This is a genomic window from Propioniciclava sinopodophylli (assembly GCF_004324755.1).
In the GTDB taxonomy this organism is placed as follows: domain Bacteria; phylum Actinomycetota; class Actinomycetes; order Propionibacteriales; family Propionibacteriaceae; genus Propioniciclava; species Propioniciclava sinopodophylli.
Genome location: NZ_SDMQ01000003.1, coordinates 166,062 through 192,058, shown reverse-complemented (window position 1 = coordinate 192,058; position 25,997 = coordinate 166,062). Strand labels below are relative to the sequence as shown.

Genomic DNA, 25,997 nt, shown 5'->3' with positions numbered 1-25,997 from the left:
ATGAACCGGCCGATGAAGGACAACGCCACCGCGTGCTCCACCCAGTGGGACGCGCTGCCCGCGTGGGGGACCGCAACACAGACGCGTTTCTGGGTCGCCGTCGAGCAGTCGGGCCCGTGGGGGCGTGACGCGCTCACCGAGTCGCACCTGGACCCCGACCTGGGCGCCCGCCTCGGCGCCGCGGCGTCCGAGGCCGGCGGGCGCGTGCTGCTGATCCGCGCCCCCGGCCGCCACGCGGACGCCTCGTTCCAGTCCCGCCGCGTGTTCGTGGCCGGCGGCCTGGCCGGACGCCCGTGGCTGCTGACCGGCGTGGCCCTCGACCCCGCCGCCCTGGCCGACCTGCCGTGGGGCGACCTGGCCGCGGGCGGCCCGGACGCCGTCCTGGCGGCTTGCGGCTGGCTCAAGCCCTCGCACGCCCCGGTGCTGCTGGTCTGTGCCAACTCCAGGCGGGACGTGTGCTGCGCGCTCAAGGGACGCCCCGTCGCCCTGGCGCTGGCCGCGGAGCGCCCAGGCCAGGTCTGGGAGTGCTCGCACACCGGCGGCCACCGCTTCGCCCCGACCGGCATCGTCCTGCCGCTCGGCCAGATGCTCGCCCGCTTGGACGCCGACCTGGCCACCCACGTGCTGGACGCCGCGGCGTCCGGTGCCTTCGCCGTCGGGACGCTGTCGGAGCGCCATGACCGTGGCGTAAGCCACCTGCCGCCCGCGCACCAGGCCGCGGTGAGTTGGGTGCGCGCGCACGAGGGAGAGACCGACCCGGCCGTCCTCACCGTGCTCGGGGGCGCCGACGCCCTCACCGTCCAGCACGTCGACGGGCGCACGTGGGACCTCGCGGCCACCCGGCAGGAAGGCGCCGCCCTGCCCGAGTCGTGCGGCAAGGCGGCCAAGCCCGCGGTGACCTGGACGGTCACACCGACGGGCGTAACCGGCTGAGCCCGAGCCCGTCAACGAGCCCGGGGGCCTACCGCTGCCAGCCCGACGCGGACAGGTCGCGGGCGAAGGCGTCCAGGATCTCCTGACTGGCCTCCAGCGCCGACAGCTCGCCGAGGCCGACCCGGCGCTCCAAGTCCTTGCGGATCTCGCGCACGTGCGGGCTGCGCAGCAGCGCGGTGGCGAGCTCGTCGCGCACCAGCGACCACATCCAGTCCTGCTGCTGCTCCGCGCGGCGGGCGTCCAGGTCGCCAGCCTCGGCCAGGCGGGCCCGGTGGGCCAGCACGGCGTCCCACACCTCGTCCAGGCCGTCGCCGGTGTAGGACGAGGAGGTGAGCACGGGCGTCCGGTGTTCGCCCTCGGGCTTGATCAGCCGCATGGCGATCTTGAGCTCGCGGGCGGCCACGCGGGCCTCGGTCAGCCCGTCACCGTCGGCCTTGTTGACCGTGATCACGTCGGCGATCTCGAGGATGCCGCGCTTGATGCCCTGCAACTGGTCGCCGGTCCGGGCGATCATCAGCAGCAGGAAGGTGTCCACCATGCCGGCCACGGCGACCTCGGACTGCCCGACGCCGACGGTCTCCACGACGATCGTGTCGAAGCCTGCGGCCTCCATGATCAGCATGCCCTCGCGGGTGGCCCGGGCGACGCCGCCCAAGTGGTTTCCGGAGGGGGAGGGCCGGATGAACGCGGCGTCGCTGACAGCGAGGTCGGCCATCCGCGTCCGGTCGCCGAGCACCGAACCGCCCGAGCGCGAGGAGGAAGGGTCGACGGCCAGCACGGCCACGCGGTGACCGCGCTCGATGAGGCGCGTGCCCATCGCGTTGATGAACGTCGACTTGCCAGCGCCCGGCACGCCGGAGATGCCGACGCGCACGGCGTTTCCGGTGTGGGGTCGCAACAGGGTCAGGAGCTCACGTGCTCGGGCGCGGTGGTCGGGCCGGTTCGACTCGACCAGCGTCAGCGCGCGGGCCACATGAGCACGAGACCCGGCGACCACCTGTTCTGCCAGGTTCGCCGGGTCCAGTGCTTGCCGCATTACTCGGAGGCCTCCAGACGCTTGATGAGGATCTCGAGCAACTCCTGGGCCGACTCCGGGATCTTCGTTCCCGGCGGGTAGATCGCGTCCGCGCCGTGGTCGCGGAGCTCCGCGAAGTCCTGGCTGGGGATCACGCCGCCGACGATGACCATCAGGTCGTCACGCCCGAGCTTGTTCAGTTCCTCACGCAGGGCCGGAACGAGGGTGAGGTGGCCGGCCGCCAGCGAGCTCACGCCCACCACGTGCACGTCCGCCTCGACCGCCTGGCGGGCGACCTCCTCCGGCGTCTGGAACAGCGGGCCCACGTCCACGTCGAAGCCGAGGTCGGCGTACGCGGTCGAGATCACCTTCTGGCCGCGGTCGTGGCCGTCCTGGCCCATCTTGGCCACCAGGATGCGCGGACGGCGCCCCTCGAGCTCCTCGAACTTCTCCACCAGGGCCCTGGTGGCCTCGGTGGCCTCCGTCGCGCCCGACTCCTTGTTGTACACGCCACTGATCGTACGGATCTGGGCGGTGTAGCGCCCGAACTCGGACTCCAGGGCGTCGGAAATCTCGCCGAGGGAAGCCATGGCGCGCGCGGCGTCGATGGCCAGCTTCAGCAGGTTCCGCTCGGGATCGGTCGGGTCCTGGTTCGCCGCGGCCCACCGCAGCTTGCGCAGCGCATCCTGCGTGGCGTCCTCGTCGCGGATCTCGCGCAGCTTCGCCAGCTTGGCGATCTGCTCGGCACGCACCTGGGCGTTGTCGACCTTGAGGACCTCGATACCCTCCTCCTCATCGAGCGTGTACTTGTTGACGCCGATGACGGGCTGGCGGCCGGAGTCGATGCGGGCCTGGGTGCGGGCGGCGGCCTCCTCGATGCGCATCTTCGGGATGCCGGCCTCGATGGCCTTGGCCATGCCGCCGGCCTGCTCGACCTCCTCGATGAGCGCCCACGCCTTGGCGGCCAGGTCGGCCGTCAGGCGCTCGACGTACGCCGAGCCGCCCCACGGGTCGATCGGACGCACGGTGCCCGACTCCTGCTGGATGAACAGCTGGGTGTTGCGGGCGATGCGGGCGGAGAAGTCGGTCGGCAGGGCGATGGCCTCGTCCAGCGCGTTCGTGTGCAGCGACTGCGTGTGGCCCTGCGTGGACGCCATGGCCTCCAGGCACGTGCGGGTCACGTTGTTGAACACGTCCTGCGCGGTCAGCGACCAACCCGAAGTCTGGCTGTGCGTGCGCAGGGACATCGACTTGGCGTTCTTGGCGCCGGTGTCCTTCACCAGGCGCGCCCAGAGCATGCGCGCGGCACGCATCTTGGCGATCTCGGTGAAGAAGTTCATGCCGATTGCCCAGAAGAAGCTCAGGCGCGGCGCGAACTTGTCGACGTCCAGGCCGACGGCCTGGCCGGCGCGGATGTACTCCACGCCGTCGGCCAGCGTGTAAGCCATCTCGATGTCGGCGGTCGCCCCGGCCTCCTGCATGTGGTAGCCGGAGATCGAGATCGAGTTGAACTTCGGCATGTTCGCGCTGGTGAACGCGAAGATGTCGGAGATGATCCGCATCGAGGGCTCGGGCGGGTAGATGTAGGTGTTGCGGACCATGAACTCCTTCAGGATGTCGTTCTGAATGGTTCCGGCCAGCTGGTCGGGCGAGACGCCCTGCTCCTCGGCGGCGACGACATAGAACGCCAGGATCGGCAGCACTGCGCCGTTCATGGTCATCGACACCGACATCTGGTCCAGCGGGATGCCCTCGAACAGCTGGCGCATGTCGAGGATGGAGTCCACGGCCACGCCGGCCATGCCGACGTCGCCGGCCACGCGCGGGTGGTCGGAGTCGTAGCCGCGGTGGGTGGCGAGGTCGAACGCGATCGAGAGGCCCTTCTGGCCGGCGGCCAGGTTGCGGCGGTAGAAGGCGTTGGACTCGGCGGCGGTCGAGAAGCCGGCGTACTGGCGGATCGTCCAGGGCCGGTTCACGTACATCGTCGAGTACGGGCCACGCAGGAACGGCGGCAGGCCCGGCCGGGTGTCGAGGAAGTCCAGGCCCTCCAAGTCGGCCTCACCGAGCAGCGGCTTGACCGCGATCTGCTCGGGGGTTTCCCACGAGGCGGCGGACGCCCCGGCCGCGGCCAGCGCGTCGGCGTACGCCTGGGCGGCGTCCTCGGACGGTCGGCCGTCGCCGAGCTCGACGGAATCGAAGCGGGGGATCATCGGGCCACTCCCAGGGTGTCGAAGACGGAATCGAGGAACTTCACGACGTCCATGCCGAGGGCGATGGTGCCGTCGAACAGGCCGTCGGGGGCGCTGCCGGCCTCGGCCAGGTTGCCGGCCAGGTAGACCTTCTCCACGCCGGCGCCCTTCAGCGCCTGCGCGACGGGCACGGCCTGATCGGCGTAGACCTTCGAGGAGCTCGCGAGCACGGCCACCTTCTGACCCTGCTCGGCCGCCTTCGCGGCGATCTCCTCAGGGCTGCCGCCGTGGCTCTGCGTGGCGTTGATGCCGCCGACCAGGAGCACGTTCGAGGCGAAGCCCTGGCGGGCCCCGAAGTCGCGCTGGGCGCCCAGGCAGGCGAGCAGCACGTCGGGGGCCGAGCCGGTGGCGTCCTCGTGGGCCCACGCGCGGTCGCGCAGGGTCTCGAACACCTCGGCGTCGCGGATCTGCTTCAGGCCGCCGTAGGCGGGCGCCTCGGGGCGGGGCTTGGCCTCGTAGCGCTTCTCGCCGGCCAGCGGGAACATGCTCACGCCGGTCAGCTCGATGGAGCGGTTGGCCAGCTTGGTCGCACGCTCGGCGTTCACGGCGTCGATGCGGCGGGCGACGTCACCGGACGCCAGCGCCGCGGCCATGCCGCCGTCCGCCTCGACCTGCTGGACCAACGCCCAGGCGGCCCTGGCCAGCTGGTCGGTCAGCGACTCGACGTACCAGGAGCCGCCGGCCGGGTCCTGCACGCGGCCCACGTGGCTCTCCTCGGCGGCGATCACCTGCGTGTTCCGGGCGATGCGTCGGCTGAAGGCGCTGGGCAGGCCCGCGGCGTGGTCGAACGGGAGCGCCGTGATGGCGTCCGCCCCGCCGGCCGCGGCGGCGAAGGTGGCGATGGTGACGCGCAGCATGTTCACGTGCGGGTCGACCTTGGCCATCATCCGGGGGCTGGTGACCGCGTGGATGCGCGCACCGCGCGCCGCCTCGGGGACGCCGCATTCCTCGGTGACGCGAGCCCACAGGCGGCGCAGCGCGCGGAGCTTGGCGATCGTGGCGAACTGGTCGGCCGTGGCCGCGACGCGGAACTCGAGCTGCCCGACGGCGTCGGTGGCCGGGACCCCGGCCTCGTCGAGGGACCGAAGGTAGGCGATGCCGGTGGCGATCGCGAACGCGAGTTCCTGGACGTCGGAGGCGCCGGCCTTGTGGTACGGCAGCGTCTCGACGGTCAGGGCGGTCACGCCCGGCATCCCGGCGACCTCGTCGACCCAGCGCTTGAGGGCGCCCAGGTCGGGCTCGGTGCCGTTGAGGGCGGCGAAGGCGAGCGGGTCGATGCCCAGGTTGCCCTTGGCGGCGTTCAGGTCGCCGCCGGCGCCCTTGAGGACCGCGAGGAGCGCCGCGGCGGCCGCGTCCTGGTCGGTGCGGGAGAAGACGCGCGCCGCGGCGAGGTCGAGCATGACGTCGGCCAGAGTGGTGGCGAGGGAGTCGGCGGGGATGGCGTCCGGGTCGATGCGCAGCCAGACCGAGGTGGCGCCTCGCTCGAGGTCGTCGAGGATCGCCTGGCGGGTGAGGGCCACGTCCGGGTCCTCGTGCAGCTGGCGGACGCCCCACGCCACGGCCTCGCCGGTGCGCACGACCGAGCCGCGCGTGAACGGCATGGCGCCCGGGTAACCCAGCGGGGCGTCGGCGTCGGAGCTGGTGTACAGGGGGGCGACGTCGATGCCGTCCAGGGTGGTCGAGGTCAGGCGCTTCAGCCCCTGCTCGATGGTGAGTTCCTTGCCTTCCGGACGCCCGCGGTTGAGGACCTTCAGGACCTCGGCCTCCCAGGCGGCGTCGGTGGCTGGGGCGAAGCCGCCAGCCAAGGTGAGCTGTTCGGAGTCAGCCGACATGCGGACCTACCTCTACGTGTCGTGTCCGCCGACACCCCGGTCGGGTGCCGGACGCAACCCACCCTAATCCCTGTGGGGCTGCTCGCGCCCGTTGCGCTGCACTCCCGGGGCGGCCGTCAGAGCACCCGAGCGGACAGCACCCCGTCGATGGCCGCCAGGCGTTGCACGAGGGCGTCGGTCACCTCGCCGTTCACGTCCACCAGCGTGTACGCGAGCTCGCCGCGGGAGGTGTTCAGCAGGTCGGCGATGTTGAGGCCGGCCTCGCCGACGATCGTGGAGATCCGGGCGACCATGTTGGGCACGTTGGCGTTCGCCAGGGCGAGGCGACGGACGCCCGCGGCCCGCGCCAGCTGCGCGTTGGGAAAGTTGACGGCGTTCCGGATCGTGCCGTCGGTGAGGTACTCGCGCAGCTGGTCGACCGCCATCAGGGCGCTGTTCTCCTCCGCCTCACGCGTGGAGGCGCCGAGGTGAGGGAGCGTGACCACGCGGGGCCGCTTGTTGAGCAGCGGGGTGGGGAAGTCGCAGACATAGCCGCGCAGCTGGCCGCTGTCCAGGGCCTCGATCAGGGCCGGCTCGTCCACGATGGGGCCGCGGGCGAAGTTGATCAGCACCGCCGAGTTCTTCATCGATCGGAACTGGGTGTCCCCGATCAGGCCGCGCGTTCCGTCGACCAGGGGGATGTGCAGGGTGATGATGTCGGAGCGGCGCAGTAGCTGATCCAGGGAGATGACGCGCTCGACGTTGCTGGCAAGGCGCCACGCGTGCTCGACAGTGATGGCGGGGTCGTAGCCCAACACCTTCATGCCCAGCGAGATCGCCACGTTGGCCACCTCGACGCCGATCGCGCCCAGGCCGATCACGCCGAGGGTGCGGCCGGGCAGCTCGAAGCCCACGTAGTTCTTCTTGCCGGCCTCGACCAGCTTCTCCATCGTCTCGTGGTCACCCTCGAGGCGGTGGGCGAAGGCCGCGGCGTCCACGATGTTGCGGGCGGCCAGGAAGATGCCGGCCACGACCAGTTCCTTCACGGCGTTCGCGTTGGAGCCGGGCGTGTTGAACACCGGGATGCCGCGTTTGGACATCTCCGCGACCGGGATGTTGTTGGTGCCGGCCCCGGCGCGGGCCACCGCCATCAAGGACGCCGGGATGGGCTGGCCGTGCAGGCTCGCCGAGCGGACGAGGATGGCGTGCGGGTTGACCACGTCGGGCCCGACGTCGAAGGTGGTGGCGGACAACCGCGACAGGCCGGCCTGGCTGATCGCGTTCAGCGTGCGGATGCGAAAGGTCATGGTTCTCCTGCGATCGCGGCGGCGACGGCTCAGCCGTGCGTGCGCTCGAACCCCTTCATGAAGTCGACCAGCGCCTGGACGCCGTCCAGCGGCATCGCGTTGTAGAGGGAGGCGCGCATGCCGCCCACCGAGCGGTGGCCGGCCAGGTTGGTCAGACCGGCCTCCTCGGCCTCGGACACGAACTGCTTGTCGAGTTCCGGGTCGGCCAGCAGGAAGGGCACGTTCATCCACGAACGGTACGCCGGGGTCACGGGGTTGGAGTAGAAGGGGGAGGCGTCGATGAAGCCGTAGAGCAGTTCGGCCTTCTCCCGGTTGCGGGCGGCCATGCCCTCCAGCCCGCCGCTGGCCTTGACCCAGTCCAGCGTCAGGCCCAGCAGGTACAGGCCGAAGGTCGGCGGGGTGTTGATCATCGAGTCCGCCTCGGCCTGGACGGTCCAGTCCCACACGGTCGGGGTCTCGGTGCGGGGGCGTCCGAGCAGGTCGCGGCGCACCACGACGACCACGAGGCCAGAGGGGCCCATGTTCTTCTGGGCGCCCGCGTAGATGACGCCGTGGGCATCCACGTCGACAGGGCGGGAGAGGATGGACGAGCTCATGTCGGCCACGACGGGCGCGTCGGCGGCGGGCACGTGGTCGAACTCGAGACCGCGGATGGTCTCGTTCGGGGTGTAGTGCAGGTACGCCGCGCCGGCGGGCACCTCGTAGGACCCCGGTGCCGGGAGGGTGGTGAAGTTGCTGGCGGCGGTGTCGGCGACCACGGCGACGTCGGCGTACTTCTTCGCTTCGGCGATGGCCTTCTTCGACCAGTCGCCCGTGTTGAGGAACGCGATGGTGTCGCCGGCGGCCGACAGGTTCAGCGGCGTGGCGGCGAACATGCCCAGTGCGCCGCCCTGCAGGAAGAGGCACGCGTACTCGTCGCTGATGCCCATGACCTCGCGCAGGGACGCCTCGGTCTGCGACGCGCAGGCGACGAACGCCTTGCTGCGGTGCGACACCTCCATGACCGACATCCCGGAACTACCCCAGTCAAGCAGCTCCGACTGGGCCCGGGTGAGGACGTCGGTGGGGAGCATCGCCGGGCCGGCGGAGAAGTTGTGCACGCGCATGACGGCATTCTTCCCTGCCGGACGCCGCGCGCCGGGGGCGTCCCGGGGGGCGGTCCCTTCGGCCGCGGTGTGCTGTCCCTTGGCCCCGGGGTGCTGCCCCTTCGGCCCCGGGGCGCTGCCCCTTCGGCCCCGGGTGCACTTCGAGCTCACAGAACCATCGCCACAGCGGGCGGATCGCCGCCTCGAAGTGCACACCGGGGTGGGGTGGGGCGGTGATTTGCCGCACCCGGGGCGTCCGTCGTAGAATCGACGGGTTGCTTTGACGCCGGTGGCGGCAAGGCGCCCTGTTCGAGTGCTCTCGACGGGGTGCTCCGCCGGTCAAGCCAACCCGAGCAAGTCTGGCGGTCTGCGCCGGGCCCGACCACGTCCCAGGTTTCTGAGATTTGTGCGGCCCTGAGAGGTGCGACACGCCCGACCGCGGGGGTCGAAGTGACAAGGGGTTTCTCACCCGAGAAGCCCAACGCGAGGCAGGGGAGTGATGCCCCCGGCCACGACCAACGAAGGAAACCCATGGCGGGACAGAAGATCCGGATCCGACTCCGGGCCTATGACCACGAGGTCATCGACACGTCGGCGAAGAAGATCGTCGACACGGTCACCCGTACCGGCGCTCAGGTCGCCGGCCCGGTGCCCCTCCCGACCGAGAAGAACGTGTACTGCGTCATCCGGTCGCCCCACAAGTACAAGGACAGCCGCGAGCACTTCGAGATGCGCACCCACAAGCGGCTCATCGACATCCTCGATCCCACGCCGAAGACGGTTGACTCGCTGATGCGTCTCGACCTTCCGGCCGGTGTGGACATCGAGATCAAGCTTCCGTGAGGTCCGCTGCCATGAACAACAACCGCACTGTCAAGGGCATCCTGGGCGAGAAGCTCGGCATGACCCAGCTCTGGGACGAGAACAACAAGGTCGTCCCCGTCACCGTCATCCAGGCCGGCCCCTGCGTCGTCACGCAGGTCCGCACCCCGGAGAAGGATGGCTACAACGCCGTCCAGCTCGCGTTCGGCGCCGTCAAGCCCAAGAACGTCAACAAGCCCGAGACCGGCCACTTCGACGCCGCCGGCGTGACCCCGCGCAAGCACGTCGTCGAGCTGCGCACCGCTGATGCCTCCGAGTACACGCTCGGCCAGGAGATCGGCGCCGACGTGTTCGAGGCCGGTCAGGTCATCGACGTCACCGGCGTCTCCAAGGGCAAGGGCACCGCGGGCGTCATGAAGCGCCACGGCTTCCACGGCCTCCGCGCCAGCCACGGTGTGCACCGCAAGCACCGCTCGCCGGGCTCCATCGGCCAGTCCTCGACCCCCTCCCGCGTGTTCCCCGGCATGAAGATGGCCGGCCGCATGGGTGTCGACAAGGTGACCGTCCAGAACCTCACGATCCACTCGGTGGACGCCGAACGCGGCCTCATCCTGGTCAAGGGCTCCGTGCCCGGCCCCAAGGGTGCCCTCGTCGTCGTGCGTACCGCCGCCAAGAAGGGAGCCTGAGCATGGCTGAGTCCCTGAACGTGCCGGTCATCGGCACCGAGAAGAAGGCCGAGCTCCCCGCCGCCCTGTTCGGCGTGGAGACCAACGTCCCGCTGATCCACCAGGTCGTCGTGGCACAGCTCGCGGCCGCCCGCCAGGGCACGCACTCCACCAAGACCCGCGGCGAGGTCCGCGGCGGTGGCGCGAAGCCGTGGCGCCAGAAGGGCACCGGCCGCGCCCGTCAGGGTTCGCGTCGCGCGCCCCAGTGGACCGGTGGTGGCATCGTGCACGGGCCGACCCCCCACGGGTACGCTCAGCGCACGCCGAAGAAGATGGTGGCCGCCGCCCTCCGTGGCGCCCTGTCCGACCGCGCCCGTGACGGCCGCGTCCACGTCATCGACACCCTGGTGTCCGGAGACAAGCCCTCGACGAAGGCCGCCCTCTCGGCGATGGAGTCGGTGGCCGGGCGTCGCGTCCTGGTCGTGCTGCACCGCGACGAGGAGATCGCATGGCTGAGCCTCCGCAACGTGGCCAGCGTGCACGTGATCGCCCCCGACCAGCTCAACGCCTACGACGTGGTCGTGGCCGACGACGTGGTGTTCACCACCGCGGCGCTGGACGCCTTCGTCGCCGGGCCCGCCACGGGCAAGTCCGTGAAGGCCGCCGCCACCTCCTCCGAGGTCGAGGCCGCCGAGGTTGCCGAGGAGACCGAGAAGTGAACGTCCTGAAGATCAAGGACCACCGCGACATCCTGCTCGCGCCCGTGGTCAGCGAGAAGAGCTACAGCCTGCTCGACGAGAACAAGTACACGTTCCTCGTCGACCCCAGCGCCAACAAGACCGAGATCAAGATCGCCGTGGAGAAGGTCTTCGGCGTCAAGGTCACCGCGGTCAACACCATCAACCGCCAGGGCAAGAGCCGCCGCCTGCGCTACGGCACGGGCAAGCGTCCCGACACCAAGCGCGCGATCGTCACGGTCGCCGAGGGCCAGCGGATCGACATCTTCGGCCAGGGCAACTGAGAAGGACTGACTGAACAATGGCTATTCGCAAGTACAAGCCCACGACCCCGGGTCGCCGCGGCTCGTCGGTCTCGGACTTCTCCGAGCTGACCCGCTCGACCCCGGAGAAGTCGCTGACGGTTCCGATCAAGAAGACCGGTGGCCGCAACAACCAAGGCCGCATCACCACCCGCCACATCGGCGGCGGTCACAAGCAGGCCTACCGCATCATCGACTTCAAGCGGTACGACAAGGACGGCGTCCCGGCCAAGGTCGCTCACATCGAGTACGACCCGAACCGCACCGCCCGCATCGCGCTGCTGCACTATGTCGATGGCGCCAAGCGCTACATCATCGCTCCCGAGGGCCTGGCCCAGGGCGCGATGGTCGAGGCGGGCGAGGGTGCTGACATCAAGCCCGGCAACAACCTGCCGCTGCGCAACATCCCCGTGGGCACCACGGTGCACGCGGTGGAGCTCCGCCCCGGTGGCGGCGCCAAGATGGGCCGTTCGGCCGGCGCGGGCATCCAGCTGGTGGCCCGTGAGGGCCGCTTCGCCACGCTGCGCCTCCCCTCGGGCGAGATGCGCATGGTCGACGTCCGCTGCCGCGCGACGGTCGGCGAGGTCGGCAACGCCGAGCAGAGCAACATCAACTGGGGCAAGGCCGGCCGCAACCGCTGGAAGGGCATCCGCCCGACCGTCCGCGGTGTGGTCATGAACCCGATCGACCACCCGCACGGTGGTGGCGAGGGTCGCACGTCCGGTGGCCGTCACCCGGTCAGCCCCTGGGGCAAGCCCGAGGGTCGCACCCGTGACAAGAACAAGGCGAGCAGCAAGCTCATCATCCGTCGCCGCAAGTCCGGCAAGAAGCGCTGACCGGGGAGTAGGAAGAAATGCCACGCAGCCTGAAGAAGGGCCCCTTCATCGACGAGCACCTGGCCAAGAAGGTCGATGTGCAGAACGAGAAGGGCACCAAGAACGTCATCAAGACCTGGTCCCGCCGCTCCATGATCAGCCCCGACATGATCGGGCACACGATCGCGGTGCACGACGGTCGCAAGCATGTCCCGGTGTTCGTCTCCGAGGCCATGGTCGGTCACAAGTTGGGCGAGTTCGCCCCGACGCGTACCTACCGCGGCCACGTGAAGGACGACAAGAAGTCGCGCCGGCGCTGAGTCTGAGAAGAGGAAACCAACACATGAGCAAGAACGAGAGCCGGCCCAGCCGCCGCGCTGCGCTGCTCGGGGACCGTCCGGGCTCGTACGCCATCGCGCGTCACGTCCGGATGTCCCCGACCAAGGTGCGTCGTGTCGTGGACGTTGTCCGCGGCATGGACGTCAACGAGGCCCTGGCCGTCCTGCGGTTCGCCCCGCAGGCCGCGTCCGAGCCCGTCTACAAGGTGGTCGCCTCGGCGGCCGCCAACGCCGAGAACACCGAGAGCCTGCGGCTCGATGACCTGTTCATCTCCCAGGCTTTCGTGGACGAAGGTGTGACCCTGCGTCGCATCCGTCCGCGGGCCAAGGGGTCGGCGAGCCGGATCAACAAGCGCGGTGCGCACATCACCGTCGTCGTCGAGCCCAAGGGCACGAAGGGAGCCTGAGCATGGGACAGAAGATCAACCCCCATGGCTTCCGCCTGGGCATCACCACCGACCACAAGACCCGTTGGTACGCCGACAAGAACTACGCCGAGCTGGTCGCGGAGGACGTCAAGATCCGTGAGTGGCTGACGAAGAACCTCGAGCGTGCTGGCATCAGCAGCATCGAGATCGAGCGCCGCTCCGAGCGGGTCACGATCTTCCTGCAGGCCGCGCGTCCGGGCATCGTCATCGGCCGCAACGGCGCCGAGGCGGAGCGCGTCCGTTCGCAGCTGGAGAAGCTGACCGGCAAGCAGGTGCAGCTGAACATCATCGAGGTCAAGAACCCCGAGATCGATGCGCAGCTCGTTGCCCAGGGCATCGCCGAGCAGCTCAGCGCACGCGTGGCCTTCCGCCGCGCGATGCGCAAGGCGCAGCAGACTGCCATGCGGTCCGGCGCCCAGGGCATCCGGATCCAGTGCTCCGGCCGTCTCGGCGGCGCCGAGATGAGCCGCTCGGAGTTCTACCGCGAGGGTCGCGTCCCGCTGCACACGCTGCGCGCGGACATCGACTACGGCTTCTTTGAGGCCCGCACGACCTTCGGCCGCATCGGTGTCAAGGTCTGGATCTACAAGGGTGACGTCTCCGGTACGCGCGCCGAGCGCGCGGCCCAGAAGGCCGCCCGCGCCGCCGCCGGTGGCGGTCAGCGCCGTCCGGGCCGTGGCCCGCGTCGCGACGACCGTGGCCCCCGTGGCGATCGTCCGGAGCGTGGCGGACGCCGCCGCGCCGAAGCCGCCGCCGAGGCCCCGGCCGAGGCGACGAACACCGAAGGAGCGTGACCATGCTGATTCCGCGTCGCGTCAAGCACCGCAAGCAGCACCACCCCAAGCGTGACGGCATGGCCAAGGGTGGCACCAAGCTCGCGTTCGGCGAGTACGGCATCCAGGCCCTGGAGTCCTCGTACCTGACCAACCGTCAGATCGAGTCGGCCCGTATCGCCATGACCCGCCACATCAAGCGTGGTGGCAAGGTGTGGATCAACGTCTACCCCGACCGCCCCATGACCAAGCACCCCGCCGAGTCCCGCATGGGTTCCGGCAAGGGTTCGCCGGAGTGGTGGATCGCCAACATCAAGCCGGGGCGTGTGCTCTTCGAGCTCTCCGGCGTTCCGGAGGACGTGGCCCGCGAGGCCATGCGTCTGGCCATCCACAAGCTGCCGTTCAAGGCACGCTTCATCAAGCGGGAAGCAGGTGAGATCTGATGGCGAAGGCACTTGTCGCCGCAGACCTGCGCGGCCAGAGCCGCGAGGAGCTCAACAAGTTGGTCCTGGAGCTGAAGGAGGAGCTGTTCACGCTCCGCTTCCAGGGCGCGACCGGCCAGCTCGAGTCGCACGGACGCCTCCGCGAGGTCCGCAAGGACATCGCCCGCGTCTACACCGTGCTCCAGGAGCGCAACCTGGGCATCGTCCCCGACCCGGACCTCGAGAAGTAAGGCACGCCATTCATGAGTGAGACTGTTGAGCGCAACGCCCGCAAGGTGCGTGAGGGCATCGTGGTCAGCGACAAGATGGACAAGACCATCACCGTCGCGATCGAGCAGCGTGTCAAGCACGCCCTGTACGGGAAGGTCATGACCCGCACGCTGAAGCTGAAGGCACACGACGAGGAGAACTCCGCCGGCATGGGCGACCGGGTCCGGGTCATGGAGACCCGTCCGCTGTCGGCAACCAAGCGGTGGCGCCTCCTCGAAATTGTGGAGAAGGCCAAGTAATCCCGTACCATGGGTGAGGTTTGGCTTCGGCCAGATCCACCCGACTGAGGGAGAGGGGGCCCTGTGCCCCCTCTCCTGAGCCCGTTCGGAGCCGACGACGAGCTGACCCCGGCTTGGAAACCCGACCAGCGAAGACCGCCGGCAGGCCACGTGCGCGTGGCATCCGACACCGTCCGCCAGGCCCCGCAGGGGGAACCGGCGAACAACAGGAGAAGTAAATGATCCAGCAGGAATCGCGACTGAAGGTCGCCGACAACACGGGGGCGAAGGAGATCCTCTGCATCCGTGTCCTCGGTGGCTCGCGCCGTCGCTACGCCGGCCTGGGCGACAAGATCGTCGCCACGGTCAAGGACGCCATCCCCGGTGGCAACGTGAAGAAGGGTGACGTCGTCAAGGCCGTCATCGTCCGCACCACCAAGGAGACCCGTCGCCCCGACGGCTCCTACATCAAGTTCGACGAGAACGCCGCCGTCATCCTCAAGAACGACGGCGAGCCCCGTGGAACCCGCATCTTCGGCCCGGTCGGCCGCGAACTGCGCGACAAGCGCTACATGCGCATCATCTCGCTGGCGCCGGAGGTGATCTGACCATGGCGAACACGCTCCACGTGAAGAAGGGTGACACCGTCAAGGTGATCGCCGGCAACGACAAGGGCACCGTCGGCGAGATCATCGCCGTGTTCCCGCGCGAGCACCGCGTCATCGTCGAGGGCGTCAACCTCGTCAAGAAGCACACGCCGGCGAACCCGCAGGCGGGACGCAACAGTGGCGGCATCATCGAGACCGAGGCCCCGATCCACGTCTCGAACGTGGCGCTGGTCGTGTCCGGCAAGGGCAAGAACGCCAAGACCACGCGCGTCGGCTACAAGCGCGTCGAGGTGACCAAGCGTCGCCCCGACGGCACCGAGTACACCGCGGAGCGTTCGGTCCGCATCGCCCGCGCCACCGGAGAGGAGATCTGAGATGGCCGAGACCGCTGTCAAGGAACTGCCCCGCCTCAAGAAGAAGTACCGCGAGGAGATCAGGGACGCCCTGAACGCCGAGTTCTCCTACGACAACGTCATGCAGATCCCCGGTCTGGTGAAGATCGTGGTGAACATGGGTGTCGGCGAGGCCGCCCGCGACTCCAAGGTGATCGATGGGGCCGTCCGCGACCTCACCGCCATCACCGGCCAGAAGCCGCAGGTCACCAAGGCACGCAAGTCCATCGCGCAGTTCAAGCTGCGTGAGGGCATGCCGATCGGCTGCCACGTCACCCTCCGCGGTGACCGCATGTGGGAGTTCGCCGATCGCCTGCTGACGCTCGCGCTGCCCCGTATCCGCGACTTCCGTGGCCTTTCGGCCCGCCAGTTCGACGGCCAGGGCAACTACACGTTCGGCCTGAACGAGCAGGTCATGTTCCACGAGATCGACCAGGACAAGATCGATCGCGTGCGCGGCATGGACATCACGTTCGTCACCTCGGCCACCAACGACGAGGAGGGTCGCGCGCTGCTCAAGGCGCTGGGCTTCCCGTTCAAGGCACCGGAGAACGATCCCAAGAAGGCCGTGGCCCGTCGTCGCGCCTTCACTGGCTCCAAGAGCCAGATCAAGAAGCAGCTGAGCAGAAGGTGACCCACTGATGGCAAAGACTGGTCTGAAGGTCAAGCAGAGCCGCAAGCCGAAGTTCGAGGTGCGCGCGTACACCCGTTGCAACAAGTGCGGGCGTCCGAAGTCGGTGTACCGCAAGTTCGGCCTGTGCCGCATCTGCCTCCGCGAGATGGCGCACAAGGGCGAGCTGCCCGGTGTCGTCAAGTCCTCCTGGTGACACCACCAACCACGATTCACTAAACGCGGTAGGTCCGTCGGGGGAGAGCCCCCGACGGAAACCACGGCGAGAAAGAGGCCCAACAAGCCATGACAATGACGGATCCGATCGCAGACATGCTCACGCGTCTGCGGAACGCCAACCAGGCGTACCACGATTCGACCTCCATGCCCCACAGCAAGATCAAGGTGGGTATCGCCGAGATCCTGAAGCAGCAGGGCTACATCACCTCCTACGAGGTCGTTGAGCCCGGCGAGGGCGAGGTCGGCAAGACCCTGAAGATCACCCTCAAGTACGGCGACAGCCGCGAGCGTTCCATCGCGGGCCTGCGTCGCATCAGCAAGCCCGGCCTGCGTGTCTACGCCAAGAGCAACGCGCTGCCCAAGGTCCTCGGCGGCCTCGGCATCGCGATCATCTCGACCAGCCAAGGCCTTCTGACCGACAGGGAAGCATCCCTCAAGAGCGTGGGCGGCGAAGTGCTCGCCTACGTGTGGTGACGGGAGGTAGCTGAACATGTCCCGTATTGGAAAGCTCCCCATCGCGATCCCGGCCGGCGTCGAGGTCACCCTCGATGGCCAGGACGTCCAGGTCAAGGGCCCGAAGGGCGCCCTGTCCCTGACCGTCCGTGAGCCGATCACGGTCGCGCGCAACGACGAGGGCCAGATCGAGGTCAGCCGCCCGGACGACGAGCGCGAGTCGCGTTCGCTGCACGGCCTGACCCGCACGCTGGTCAACAACATGGTCATCGGTGTCACCGAGGGCTATGAGAAGAAGCTCGAGATCGTCGGCGTTGGTTACCGCGTGATCTCCAAGGGCCCGCAGCAGCTCGAGTTCCAGCTCGGCTTCAGCCACCCGGTGATCATCGACGCCCCCGAGGGCGTGACCTTCGTGGTCGAGAAGCCGACCGCCTTCTCGGTGCAGGGCATCGACAAGCAGGTCGTCGGCGAGGTCGCGGCGAACATCCGCAAGCTCCGCAAGCCGGAGCCCTACAAGGGCAAGGGCGTTCGCTACTCCGGCGAGCGTGTGCGCCGCAAGGTCGGAAAGGCTGGTAAGTGACGATGAGCACTCCCGTCAAGAACAAGGGAATGGCTGCGCGCGCCAAGTCGCGCCTCCGTCGTCAGGCGCGTGGCCGCAAGAAGATCTTCGGCACCACCGAGCGTCCCCGCCTGGTGGTCACGCGTTCCGCGCGCCACATCGTGGCGCAGGTGATCGACGACACGGTCGGCCACACGCTGGCGTCCGCCTCCACCATGGAGGCCGACGTGCGCGGTGCGTCCGGCGACAAGAGCGAGAAGGCCAAGCAGGTCGGCACGCTCGTGGCCGAGCGGGCGAAGAAGGCGGGCGTCGAGTCTGTCGTGTTCGACCGCGCCGGCAACCAGTACCACGGACGGATCGCCGCGCTGGCTGACGGCGCGCGCGAGGCCGGCCTCGGATTCTGATCGAAGCGGAAAGGAAAACAATGGCGAACGAAAACGCGTCTGCCCGTGGCCGTGGTGGCCAGGGTGGTGGCGAGCGTCGCGGCCGCGACGATCGTCGAGGCGGCCGGGACAACGCCGCCCAGGACAAGAGCCAGTACCTGGAGAAGGTCGTCGCGATCAACCGCGTCGCCAAGGTCGTCCAGGGTGGCCGCCGGTTCAGCTTCACCGCGCTCGTCGTGGTGGGCGACGGTGACGGCACCGTGGGTGTCGGCTACGGCAAGGCCAAGGAGGTGCCCGCGGCGATCGCCAAGGGCGTGGAGGAGGCCAAGAAGGCGTTCTTCCGTGTGCCTCGTATCCAGGGCACCATCCCGCACCCCGTCCAGGGTGAGAAGGCCGCCGGCGTCGTGCTCCTGCGGCCGGCGTCGCCGGGTACCGGCGTGATCGCCGGAGGCTCCGCGCGCGCCGTGCTCGAGTGCGCCGGCATCACCGATGTCCTCGCCAAGTCGCTGGGCAGCGCCAACGCGATCAACGTGGTGCACGCCACGGTCGAGGCTCTTCAACAGCTTGAGGAGCCGGAGCAGGTTGCCAAGCGTCGTGGCCTCCCCGTGGAGGACGTCGCGCCGGCCGCCCTGCTGAGGGCGCGCAAGGAGGGGGCTGCCTGATGGCCACGCTCCGCGTCACCCAGGTGAAGAGCGCGAACAGCGCGAAGAAGAACCAGGCCGAGACCCTTCGGACCCTCGGCCTGCGGAAGATCGGCGACGTCGTGGAGCGGGAGGACCTCCCGCACTACCGCGGCATGGTCAACACCGTGATCCACCTTGTCTCCGTCGAGGAGGTTGACTGACATGGCGCTCAAGGCACACCACCTGCGTCCGGCCCCCGGGGCCAAGACCGACAAGCACCGCGTCGGCCGCGGTGAAGGCGGCAAGGGCGGCAAGACCGCCGGCCGTGGCACGAAGGGCACCGGCGCACGCAAGAACGTGCCGGCGAACTTCGAGGGCGGCCAGATGCCGCTGCACATGCGGCTGCCGAAGCTCCGTGGCTTCCAGAACCCCTTCCGGGTGGAGTACCAGGTCGTGAACATCGCGAAGCTGGTCGAGCTCTTCCCCGAGGGCGGGAAGGTCACCGTCGCCGACCTGGTCTCCAAGGGCGCCGTCCGCAAGGACAAGCTCGTGAAGATCCTCGGCACCGGTGAGACCACGGTGAAGTTCGACATCGACGCCCACGCGTACACCGCGTCGGCCAAGAGCAAGATCGAGGCCGCCGGCGGCACCGCCAACGAACTCTGATCTGACCAACACCCACGAAGGGCGTCCCCGTTCTGGGGGGCGCCCTTCGTGGCGTTCCGGAGCGCGTCCGGGCGGAGCCACGCACGTGCACGGGTTGGGTACGCGACCGCGCCTCCAGAGCAGGTGAACCCATGCACCTGCCTGGGTGCGCCCCCATCCTACGCCGCAGCGGCTACGGTGGCGGCATGTGCGGACGGTTCGCGGCCTCGGCCAGCACCGAGGAGATCATCGAGACCTTCCAGGTCGAGCTCGTGGTCGACGAGCCCGAACCGACGTACAACGCGGCGCCCACCGACCCGGTCCCGGCCGTGGTGGAGCGCCTCGACAAAGCCTCGGGTGCGGCGGTCCGCAAGCTCGTCACGCCACGGTGGGGGCTCGTGCCCTCCTGGTCGAAGGACGCGAAGGGCGCGGCACGCATGATCAACGCCCGGGCCGAGACCGTGGCGTCGAAGCCCGCGTTTGCGAAGGCCATGGCGTCGCGGCGCTGCCTGATCCCCGCCGACGGCTTCTACGAATGGACGCCCACCACCGGCCCGGACGGCAAGCCGGCCAAGCAGCCCTGGTTCATCCGGCCGTCCGGTGGGGGACTGTTCGTGATGGCGGGGCTGTACGAGTTCTGGAAGGGCCCTTCGAGGCTCGCCCCGATCGCACCTCGGGGCGCCGAGGGCACCGACGACGACGTCTGGCTCACCACCTGCACGATCATCACCACCCAGGCCACGGACGCGCTGGGTCACATCCACGACCGGATGCCCATGACCGTCCGCCCCGAGGCGTGGTCCGACTGGCTCGACCCGCTCCAGACGGACGCCCAGGCCGCGCTCGGCCTCCTGCACGCCAGCGAAGGCGCCGAGATCGACACGTACCTGGTCGCGCCCTTGGTGAACAACGTCCGCCACGAGGGGCCGGAGCTGGTGCGCCCGCTGGCGTGACGCGCCGGGGGAGGGCGCTGGGCTGATGCCCCGGTTCGGCCCTCGGGTTGGTAGAGTCTGACCGGTTGGGCCCCTGGCCCGACCTTCTTGTGCTGTCTGCAACTGATTGGACCCGGATGCTCTCCGCCTTCGCCCACGCGCTCAGGACTCCCGACCTGCGTCGGAAGATCCTCTTCACCCTCGGGGTGTTGGCCGTCTTCCGTCTGGGTTCGGTCATCCCCACCCCGAACGTGAACATGCAGAACGTGCAGCAGTGCACGTTCGAGGCGAGCACCGGGTCGGCCGCGGGCCTCTACTCGATGATCAACCTGTTCTCGGGTGGTGCGCTGTTGCAGCTTGCGATCTTCGCGCTGGGGATCATGCCGTACATCACCAGCTCCATCATCTTCCAGCTGCTGGCCGTGGTGATCCCGCGGCTCGAGGCGCTGAAGAAGGAGGGCGGCGCTGGCCAGCAGAAGATCACGCAGTACACCCGCTACCTGACGATCATCTTGGCGATCATGCAGTCCACCGCGTTCGTGACCATGGCGATCAGCGGCCAGCTGTTCCCCGGCTGTGGCCTGCCCCTGGTCTACGACGCGACGCTGTTCCCGATCCTGGTCATGATCCTGACGATGACCGCCGGCACCGGCATCGTGATGTGGCTGGGCGAGCTCATCACCGAGCGAGGCGTGGGCAACGGCATGTCGGTGATGATCTTCACCCAGATCGCAGCGGCCTTCCCGGCCCAGGTCTGGGGCATCGCGATCTCCCGCGGCACCATCCAGTGGAACGGCCTGACCCTGCCGAACTCGGCCGGCTGGCTCGCCTTCGTGGCCGTCCTGGCCGTCGGCCTGCTGGTCATGCTCGGCGTCGTTTTCGTTGAGCAGGCTCAGCGCCGCATCCCCGTGCAGTACGCCAAGCGCATGGTCGGGCGCCGCCTCGTTGGCGGCTCCACCACCTACATCCCGATCAAGGTCAACCAGGCCGGCGTCATCCCCGTCATTTTCGCCAGCTCGCTGCTCTACCTGCCGATCATGTTCGCCCAGTTCTCGCCGGACAACCCGGTCTCCAGCTGGATCGCCGCGAACTTCACCGGGACCGGCTTCTGGCACTCGCTGCTGATGTTCGTCCTCATCGTGGCCTTTGCCTACTTCTACGTCGCGATCACCTTCAACCCCGAGGAGGTCGCCGACAACATGAAGAAGTACGGCGGCTTCATCCCGGGCATCCGCGCGGGCAAGCCGACCGAGAAGTACCTGGCGCACGTCCTGAGCCGCCTGACGGCCCCGGGCTCGCTGTACCTTGGCCTCATCTCACTCCTGCCGGCAGTGGCCTTCCTCTTCCTCGGGACCTCGCAGCAGTTCCCCTTCGGCGGTACCTCGATCCTGATCGTGGTGGGCGTCGGCCTCGACACCGTCAAGCAGATCCAGAGCCAGCTGCAGCAACGGAACTATGAAGGATTTCTGCGATGAGACTCCTCATCATGGGCCCGCCCGGGGCGGGCAAGGGCACCCAGGCCAGCTCGATAGCCGACCACTACGGCATCGTCACCATCTCCACCGGGCAGCTGTTCCGCGACAACATCCAGCTCGGCACCCCACTGGGCAAGCAGATCGAGGCCCTCATCGCCGCGGGCAACCTGGTACCGGACGAGGTCACCAACCAAATGGTGTTCCAGCGCCTGGCGAGCCCCGACGTGAAGAAGCGTGGGGGCTTCCTGCTGGACGGGTACCCCCGCACCCTCGAGCAGGTCGAGGCCCTCGACGGCGAGCTCGTCCGCAGCCGCCGCAAGCTCCAGGCCGTCATCGCCCTGGTCGCCGACCCCAGCCAGCTCGTCGAGCGCCTCCTGAAGCGCGCCGAGATCGAGGGCCGCGCTGACGACAACGCCGACTCCATCCGGCACCGCATCGACGTCTACCACGCTGAGACGGCCCCCCTGCTGGAGGTGTACCGCGATCGCGGCCTGCTCGTCGAGGTGGACGCCATGGGCGCGGTCGAGGACGTCCGCACCCGCATCACCGACGCCCTGGACGCCAAGCTCGGGCACCCCTCGTGAGCCGGGGCGTCCAGCTCAAGACCCCCGACCAGCTGCTCGTCATGCGACGGGCGGGGCTCGTCGTCGCCGAGGTGCACGCGGCCGTCCTCGAGGCGGCCGCCCCGGGCGTCACCACCGGTGATTTGGACGCCGTGGGCCGCGACATCCTCGCCCGCCACGGCGCCGGCTCCTCGTTCCTCAACTACGGCGCGGCCTGGGGCTACCCGCCCTACCCGGGCGTGGCCTGCATCTCGGTCAACGATGAGGTGGTGCACGGCATCCCCGGCGACCGGGTGCTCGTGGAGGGCGACCTCGTCTCCTACGACTTCGGCGCGATCGTCGACGGGTGGCACGGTGACGCCGCGATCACCTTCGGCGTGGGGTCCCTGTCGTCCGACGACCAGCGCCTGTCCGACGTGACGCGGGAGTCGCTGTGGGCCGGCATCGGCGCGGCGCGCCTGGGCGGCCGCGTCACGGACATCTCCCACGCCATCGAGAAGAGCATCCGCGGACGCAGGGAGCGCTACGGCATCCTCAAGGACTACACCGGCCACGGCATCGGGTCGGAGATGCACCAGGCCCCCGACGTACCCAACGTCGGACGCCCCGGACGCGGCCCCCGCATCGAGCCCGGCCTCGTGCTGGCGGTCGAGCCGATGGTCACCCTCGGCTCGGCGATCGGCGTCACGCTGGACGACGAGTGGACCGTGGTGACCAAGGACGGCTCACACGCCGCTCACTGGGAGCACACGATCACCGTCACCGACCGTGGGCTGTGGGTGCTCACGGCCCTCGACGGCGGCGAGGCCGAGCTCACCGCGCGTGGGCTGCCGTTCGGCCCGCTGGCCGACTGACCGCAACTCTTCACTCCGTGCCCCCGGCGCCGCTGAGATCGGCCCATCGGGCGGGCCGGATGGTTGAATGGGGGCCGTGCCCTCTGATCTCGAGATCGCCCAGGCCGCGACGCTGCGGCCCACCTCCGACATCGGTGCCGTCCTCGACCTGGGGGTCGACGACCTCGAACCCTACGGTCGCCACGCCGCCAAGGTGGAACTGGAGGCGGTGGGCGCACGGCGTCCGGCCGGCAAGTACGTCGTCGTGACCGCCGTCACCCCGACGCCGTTGGGGGAGGGCAAGACCACCACCGCAGTCGGGCTCGTGCAGGGCCTGGGCAGGCTCGGCAAGCGCGCCACCGCGGTGCTGCGGCAGCCGTCGCTCGGGCCGGTGTTCGGCATCAAGGGCGGTGCCGCGGGTGCGGGCTGGTCGCAGATCGTGCCGATGGAGACGATGAACCTGCACCTCACCGGCGACTTCCATGCCGTCACGGCCGCACACAACCTGCTGGCCGCGATGCTCGACAACCACCTGCAGCACGGCAATGCGCTGGGCATCGCGGCGCACTCCATCACGTGGGGTCGCGTGCTCGACATGAACGATCGGGCCCTGCGCAACATCATCGTCGGTCTGGGCGGACGTCTCGACGGCGTCCCGCGGCAGGCGCGCTTCGACATCACCGCGGCGTCCGAGGTGATGACCATCCTGGCGCTCTCGACATCGCTGACGGACCTGCGGCAGCGGCTCGGGCGCATCGTCGTCGGGTACACCGGCGAGGGCGCGCCGGTCACGGCAGAGGACCTCAAGGCGGCCGGCGCGATGGCCGTCCTGCTCAAGGACGCCGTCCGTCCCAACTTGCTGCAGACCCTGGAGGGCCAGCCCGCTCTGATCCACTGCGGACCGTTCGGCAACATCGCCACCGGCAACTCCTCGATCGTGGCCGACCACGTGGGGCTGTCCCGCTCCGACATCGTCGTGACCGAGGCGGGCTTCGGTGCCGACCTGGGCTACGAGCGCTTCGTGAACGTGAAGTGCCGCACGTCCGGCTTCGTCCCGGACGCCGCGGTCGTGGTGGTGACGGTCCGCGCGCTGAAGGTGCACTCGGGGCGGTTCAAGGTCGTCGCCGGCAAGCCGCTGCCTCCCGAGCTGCTGGAGGAGAACCCCGACGACGTCGCGGCGGGCCTGTCCAACCTGGCCCACCACCTCGACATCGTCGCGGGCACGGGCGTCCCGGCGGTGGTCGCGATCAACGCGTTCCCCGACGACCACGCCTCCGAGCACGCGGTCATCGCGCGCTTCGCCCACCAGCGCGGCGTCCCGTGTGCGGTGTCGACGCACGTGGCCGACGGGGGAGCGGGGGCGACGGCGCTCGCGCGCACGGTGCTGGAGGCCACCGAGGCCGGCACACACCTGCGCTACACCTACGAGCTGGACGTCCCGCTGACCGACAAGATCGAGGCCCTGGCCACGAAGGTGTACGGGGCGGCGTCCGTCGACTACGCGCCGGCCGCGGCGTCCGAGCTGAAGCGGCTCACCGACCTGGGCTTCGGCGGGCTGCCGGTGCTCATCGCCAAGACGCACCTGTCGACCACGGCCACCCCTGCCGACCGGGGGGCCCCCAAGGGGTGGACGCTGCCGATCCGCGAGGTGCGCCTCGCGGCCGGCGCCGGGTACGTCTACGTGTTGTCGGGCCAGATGCAGACGATGCCCGGGCTGGGCTCGCACCCGGCCGCCGAGCGCATGGACCTGGCCGAGGACGGCCGGATCGTCGGGCTCTTCTAGGCGAGCAGCGTCCGGTCGGACACGGCCTTGAGCTTGGCGAACTCGTGGAGGAGGTCGTCCGTGGTGGCCTTCTTCTTGTCCTCCCCGGCGAGGTCGTAGATGATCCGGCCCTCGTGCATCATGATCAGCCGGTTGCCCATGGACAGCGCCTGGTGCATGTTGTGGGTCACCATGAGCGTCGTCAGGCCGTGCCGGGCTACCGCCTCGTCCGTCAGCCGCGTGACGAGCGCCGCGCGGGCGGGGTCGAGGGCGGCGGTGTGCTCGTCCAGCAACAGGATCTTGGGGCCGCTGAACGTGGCCATCAGCAGCGAGAGCGCCTGGCGCTGACCGCCCGAGAGCAGGCCGACGTCGGTGCGCAGACGGTTCTCCAGGCCGAGTTCGAGGCTGGCCAGCTCCTCGCGGAACAGCTCGCGCTTGGCGCGGGTCACGCCGGTGCGCAGGCCGCGCGTCTTCCCGCGGGCGAACGCCATGGCCAGGTTCTGCTCGATGGTGCCGTTCGGGGTGGTGCCGGCCATCGGGTCCTGGAAGACGCGGCCGACCCAGCGGGCCACCTTGTGCACGGGCATCTTCGTGACGTCCACCCCGTCGATGTGGACGGTGCCCGCCTCGGGGCGGAACTCGCCGGCCACCAGGTTCAGCAGCGTCGACTTGCCGGCGCCGTTCGAGCCGATGACCGTGACGAAGTCGCCCTCGGCCAGGGTCAGGTCGACACCGTCGAGGGCGACCTTCTCGTTCGGCGTGTGCTGGAAGAAGATCTTGCGCAGGTTGCGGACCTCAAGCACGGGCCTCTCCCGTCTCTGCGGCGGCCATCAGCCGCTCCCGCCGTCTGGCCCGCAGGCGCCGGAAGACGGCGAGCCGGGGCAGCAGGAGCGCGGCGATCACGAGGAGCGCCGAGATGAGCTTCATGTCGTTCGGGTCGGCGCCCGCGGTCAGGGCCAGCTGGATGACGATGCGGTAGACGACCGAGCCGACCACCACCGCCAGCGTCGCGAAGATGAACCGGCGGCCCGGGATGACCGCCTGCCCGATGATGACCGAGGCCAGGCCGGCCACGATGAGGCCGATGCCCATGCCGATGTCGGCGAAGCCCTGGTACTGGGCGATGAGGCCGCCCGCGAGCGCTACGAGCGCGTTGGAGAGGCTCAGACCGAGGATCTTGGTGTTGTCGGTGGAGACGCCCTGGGCGCGGATCATCCGCTCGTTGTCGCCGGTGGCCTGAAGCGCCAGCCCGAGGTCGGTGTTGAGGAACCAGTCCAGCGCGAGCATGAACGCGAACACCACAAGGGCGAAGATGCCGACGGACGCCCACGTGCCGAGCACACGGTCGTCCCGCAGGCCGGACAGCAGGGTGTCGGTGCGCAGCAGGGGCAAGTTGGCCCGCCCCATGATGCGCAGGTTGATGGAGTAGAGCGCGATCTGGGTGAGGATCCCCGCCAGGAGCGGGTTGATCCTCCCCTTGGTGTGCAACAAGCCCGTGACCAGGCCCGCTACGGCGCCCGCTGCCGCGCCGGCCGCCGTGGCGATCCACGGCGACTGGCCGGCGATGATGAGGGACGCCGCGACGGCAGCTCCGGTCGTGAAGCTGCCGTCGACGGTCAGGTCGGGGAAGTCCAGCACGCGGAACGTGAGGTAGACCCCGAGCGCCATCAGGCCGTAGATCAGGCCCAGGTCAAGAGCGGAGAGCATG

The 25,997-nt window shown here is 69.4% G+C and carries 34 protein-coding genes; 27 read left to right on the top strand and 7 right to left on the bottom strand.

What is annotated here, in order from left to right:
- The first annotated feature begins 12 nt into the window (after positions 1-12).
- The gene (locus ET989_RS05000) at positions 13-933 is read left to right on the top strand and encodes a sucrase ferredoxin (RefSeq protein WP_165490033.1); all 921 of its coding nucleotides are present in this window, start codon (positions 13-15) and stop codon (positions 931-933) included.
- A 28-nt stretch (positions 934-961) separates the two neighbouring features.
- Here ET989_RS05000 and meaB read toward each other — a convergent pair whose 3' ends face one another.
- The 5 genes from meaB to serC form a co-directional block, all read right to left on the bottom strand.
- Positions 962-1,969: a methylmalonyl Co-A mutase-associated GTPase MeaB gene (gene meaB / locus ET989_RS04995; RefSeq protein WP_131167451.1), complete on the bottom strand. Its 1,008-nt coding sequence runs from the start codon at positions 1,967-1,969 to the stop codon at positions 962-964.
- Complete coding sequence (gene scpA / locus ET989_RS04990) at positions 1,969-4,158, bottom strand: methylmalonyl-CoA mutase (protein ID WP_131167450.1); 2,190 nt, start codon at positions 4,156-4,158, stop codon at positions 1,969-1,971. Before scpA ends, meaB begins: the two co-directional genes overlap by 1 nt.
- On the bottom strand, positions 4,155-6,029 hold the full coding sequence (mutA, locus tag ET989_RS04985; protein WP_131167449.1) for a methylmalonyl-CoA mutase small subunit: 1,875 nt from the start codon (positions 6,027-6,029) through the stop codon (positions 4,155-4,157). Before mutA ends, scpA begins: the two co-directional genes overlap by 4 nt.
- Before the next feature lie 116 nt (positions 6,030-6,145).
- The gene (locus tag ET989_RS04980; RefSeq protein WP_131167448.1) at positions 6,146-7,315 is read right to left on the bottom strand and encodes a phosphoglycerate dehydrogenase; all 1,170 of its coding nucleotides are present in this window, start codon (positions 7,313-7,315) and stop codon (positions 6,146-6,148) included.
- Positions 7,316-7,344: 29 nt separating this feature from the next.
- Positions 7,345-8,421, bottom strand: a complete 1,077-nt coding sequence (serC, locus tag ET989_RS04975) for a 3-phosphoserine/phosphohydroxythreonine transaminase (RefSeq protein ID WP_131167447.1) — start codon at positions 8,419-8,421, stop codon at positions 7,345-7,347.
- Between the two features lie 510 nt (positions 8,422-8,931).
- On the opposite strand from serC, the gene rpsJ reads away from it, so the two are divergent.
- From rpsJ to ET989_RS04845, 26 genes are all read left to right on the top strand, one after another.
- Complete coding sequence (rpsJ, locus tag ET989_RS04970; protein WP_129459144.1) at positions 8,932-9,243, top strand: 30S ribosomal protein S10; 312 nt, start codon at positions 8,932-8,934, stop codon at positions 9,241-9,243.
- 11 nt (positions 9,244-9,254) lie between these two features.
- Positions 9,255-9,908 carry a 50S ribosomal protein L3 gene (gene rplC, locus ET989_RS04965; RefSeq protein WP_131167446.1) on the top strand — a complete coding sequence of 218 codons (654 nt, stop codon included), beginning with the start codon at positions 9,255-9,257 and terminating at the stop codon, positions 9,906-9,908.
- A gap of 2 nt (positions 9,909-9,910) precedes the next feature.
- Complete coding sequence (gene rplD / locus ET989_RS04960) at positions 9,911-10,606, top strand: 50S ribosomal protein L4 (protein ID WP_131167445.1); 696 nt, start codon at positions 9,911-9,913, stop codon at positions 10,604-10,606.
- Positions 10,603-10,908, top strand: a complete 306-nt coding sequence (gene rplW, locus ET989_RS04955) for a 50S ribosomal protein L23 (RefSeq protein ID WP_180320755.1) — start codon at positions 10,603-10,605, stop codon at positions 10,906-10,908. Before rplD ends, rplW begins: the two co-directional genes overlap by 4 nt.
- 17 nt (positions 10,909-10,925) lie before the next feature.
- On the top strand, positions 10,926-11,762 hold the full coding sequence (rplB, locus tag ET989_RS04950; RefSeq protein ID WP_131167444.1) for a 50S ribosomal protein L2: 837 nt from the start codon (positions 10,926-10,928) through the stop codon (positions 11,760-11,762).
- A gap of 17 nt (positions 11,763-11,779) precedes the next feature.
- Positions 11,780-12,061, top strand: a complete 282-nt coding sequence (rpsS, locus tag ET989_RS04945) for a 30S ribosomal protein S19 (protein ID WP_131167443.1) — start codon at positions 11,780-11,782, stop codon at positions 12,059-12,061.
- Between the two features lie 23 nt (positions 12,062-12,084).
- Positions 12,085-12,486, top strand: coding sequence for a 50S ribosomal protein L22 (rplV, locus tag ET989_RS04940; protein WP_131167442.1), 402 nt, complete (start codon positions 12,085-12,087; stop codon positions 12,484-12,486).
- Between the two features lie 2 nt (positions 12,487-12,488).
- Positions 12,489-13,301, top strand: a complete 813-nt coding sequence (gene rpsC / locus ET989_RS04935; RefSeq protein ID WP_131167441.1) for a 30S ribosomal protein S3 — start codon at positions 12,489-12,491, stop codon at positions 13,299-13,301.
- A 2-nt stretch (positions 13,302-13,303) separates the two neighbouring features.
- Positions 13,304-13,723 (top strand): 50S ribosomal protein L16, encoded by a 420-nt coding sequence (gene rplP, locus ET989_RS04930; RefSeq protein WP_131167440.1) that lies wholly within the window; start codon positions 13,304-13,306, stop codon positions 13,721-13,723.
- Complete coding sequence (rpmC, locus tag ET989_RS04925) at positions 13,723-13,953, top strand: 50S ribosomal protein L29 (RefSeq protein ID WP_131167439.1); 231 nt, start codon at positions 13,723-13,725, stop codon at positions 13,951-13,953. Before rplP ends, rpmC begins: the two co-directional genes overlap by 1 nt.
- A 12-nt stretch (positions 13,954-13,965) precedes the next feature.
- The gene (gene rpsQ, locus ET989_RS04920; protein WP_131167438.1) at positions 13,966-14,232 is read left to right on the top strand and encodes a 30S ribosomal protein S17; all 267 of its coding nucleotides are present in this window, start codon (positions 13,966-13,968) and stop codon (positions 14,230-14,232) included.
- A 218-nt stretch (positions 14,233-14,450) separates the two neighbouring features.
- Positions 14,451-14,819, top strand: coding sequence for a 50S ribosomal protein L14 (rplN, locus tag ET989_RS04915; RefSeq protein WP_131167437.1), 369 nt, complete (start codon positions 14,451-14,453; stop codon positions 14,817-14,819).
- A 2-nt stretch (positions 14,820-14,821) separates the two neighbouring features.
- Positions 14,822-15,193: a 50S ribosomal protein L24 gene (rplX, locus tag ET989_RS04910; protein WP_131167436.1), complete on the top strand. Its 372-nt coding sequence runs from the start codon at positions 14,822-14,824 to the stop codon at positions 15,191-15,193.
- 1 nt (position 15,194) lies between these two features.
- Entirely contained in the window at positions 15,195-15,845 is a 651-nt protein-coding gene (gene rplE, locus ET989_RS04905; RefSeq protein WP_131167435.1) for a 50S ribosomal protein L5, read from the top strand.
- A 7-nt stretch (positions 15,846-15,852) separates the two neighbouring features.
- Positions 15,853-16,038, top strand: coding sequence for a type Z 30S ribosomal protein S14 (locus ET989_RS04900; RefSeq protein ID WP_131167434.1), 186 nt, complete (start codon positions 15,853-15,855; stop codon positions 16,036-16,038).
- A gap of 89 nt (positions 16,039-16,127) precedes the next feature.
- On the top strand, positions 16,128-16,535 hold the full coding sequence (gene rpsH, locus ET989_RS04895; protein WP_131167433.1) for a 30S ribosomal protein S8: 408 nt from the start codon (positions 16,128-16,130) through the stop codon (positions 16,533-16,535).
- 16 nt (positions 16,536-16,551) lie between these two features.
- The gene (gene rplF, locus ET989_RS04890; RefSeq protein WP_131167432.1) at positions 16,552-17,094 is read left to right on the top strand and encodes a 50S ribosomal protein L6; all 543 of its coding nucleotides are present in this window, start codon (positions 16,552-16,554) and stop codon (positions 17,092-17,094) included.
- Between the two features lie 2 nt (positions 17,095-17,096).
- Positions 17,097-17,477, top strand: coding sequence for a 50S ribosomal protein L18 (rplR, locus tag ET989_RS04885; protein ID WP_131167431.1), 381 nt, complete (start codon positions 17,097-17,099; stop codon positions 17,475-17,477).
- Between the two features lie 20 nt (positions 17,478-17,497).
- A complete protein-coding gene (rpsE, locus tag ET989_RS04880; RefSeq protein ID WP_131167430.1) occupies positions 17,498-18,118 on the top strand; it encodes a 30S ribosomal protein S5 in 621 nt (206 codons plus the stop codon).
- On the top strand, positions 18,118-18,300 hold the full coding sequence (gene rpmD / locus ET989_RS04875) for a 50S ribosomal protein L30 (protein WP_131167429.1): 183 nt from the start codon (positions 18,118-18,120) through the stop codon (positions 18,298-18,300). The genes rpsE and rpmD overlap by 1 nt, the downstream gene beginning before the upstream one ends.
- 1 nt (position 18,301) lies before the next feature.
- Complete coding sequence (gene rplO, locus ET989_RS04870) at positions 18,302-18,745, top strand: 50S ribosomal protein L15 (RefSeq protein WP_131167428.1); 444 nt, start codon at positions 18,302-18,304, stop codon at positions 18,743-18,745.
- Positions 18,746-18,930: 185 nt separating this feature from the next.
- Complete coding sequence (locus tag ET989_RS04865; protein ID WP_131167427.1) at positions 18,931-19,677, top strand: SOS response-associated peptidase; 747 nt, start codon at positions 18,931-18,933, stop codon at positions 19,675-19,677.
- 116 nt (positions 19,678-19,793) lie between these two features.
- The gene (secY, locus tag ET989_RS04860; protein ID WP_131167426.1) at positions 19,794-21,131 is read left to right on the top strand and encodes a preprotein translocase subunit SecY; all 1,338 of its coding nucleotides are present in this window, start codon (positions 19,794-19,796) and stop codon (positions 21,129-21,131) included.
- On the top strand, positions 21,128-21,715 hold the full coding sequence (locus tag ET989_RS04855) for an adenylate kinase (RefSeq protein ID WP_131167425.1): 588 nt from the start codon (positions 21,128-21,130) through the stop codon (positions 21,713-21,715). The genes secY and ET989_RS04855 overlap by 4 nt, the downstream gene beginning before the upstream one ends.
- Positions 21,712-22,548: a type I methionyl aminopeptidase gene (map, locus tag ET989_RS04850; RefSeq protein WP_277751341.1), complete on the top strand. Its 837-nt coding sequence runs from the start codon at positions 21,712-21,714 to the stop codon at positions 22,546-22,548. Before ET989_RS04855 ends, map begins: the two co-directional genes overlap by 4 nt.
- Positions 22,549-22,615: 67 nt before the next feature.
- The gene (locus tag ET989_RS04845) at positions 22,616-24,310 is read left to right on the top strand and encodes a formate--tetrahydrofolate ligase (RefSeq protein WP_131167424.1); all 1,695 of its coding nucleotides are present in this window, start codon (positions 22,616-22,618) and stop codon (positions 24,308-24,310) included.
- On the opposite strand, the gene ET989_RS04840 is transcribed toward ET989_RS04845, so the two are convergent.
- The gene (locus ET989_RS04840; protein WP_131167423.1) at positions 24,307-25,092 is read right to left on the bottom strand and encodes an ABC transporter ATP-binding protein; all 786 of its coding nucleotides are present in this window, start codon (positions 25,090-25,092) and stop codon (positions 24,307-24,309) included. The genes ET989_RS04845 and ET989_RS04840 overlap by 4 nt on opposite strands.
- Positions 25,085-25,996 carry an ABC transporter permease gene (locus tag ET989_RS04835; protein ID WP_131167422.1) on the bottom strand — a complete coding sequence of 304 codons (912 nt, stop codon included), beginning with the start codon at positions 25,994-25,996 and terminating at the stop codon, positions 25,085-25,087. Before ET989_RS04835 ends, ET989_RS04840 begins: the two co-directional genes overlap by 8 nt.
- Position 25,997: the final 1 nt, after the last annotated feature.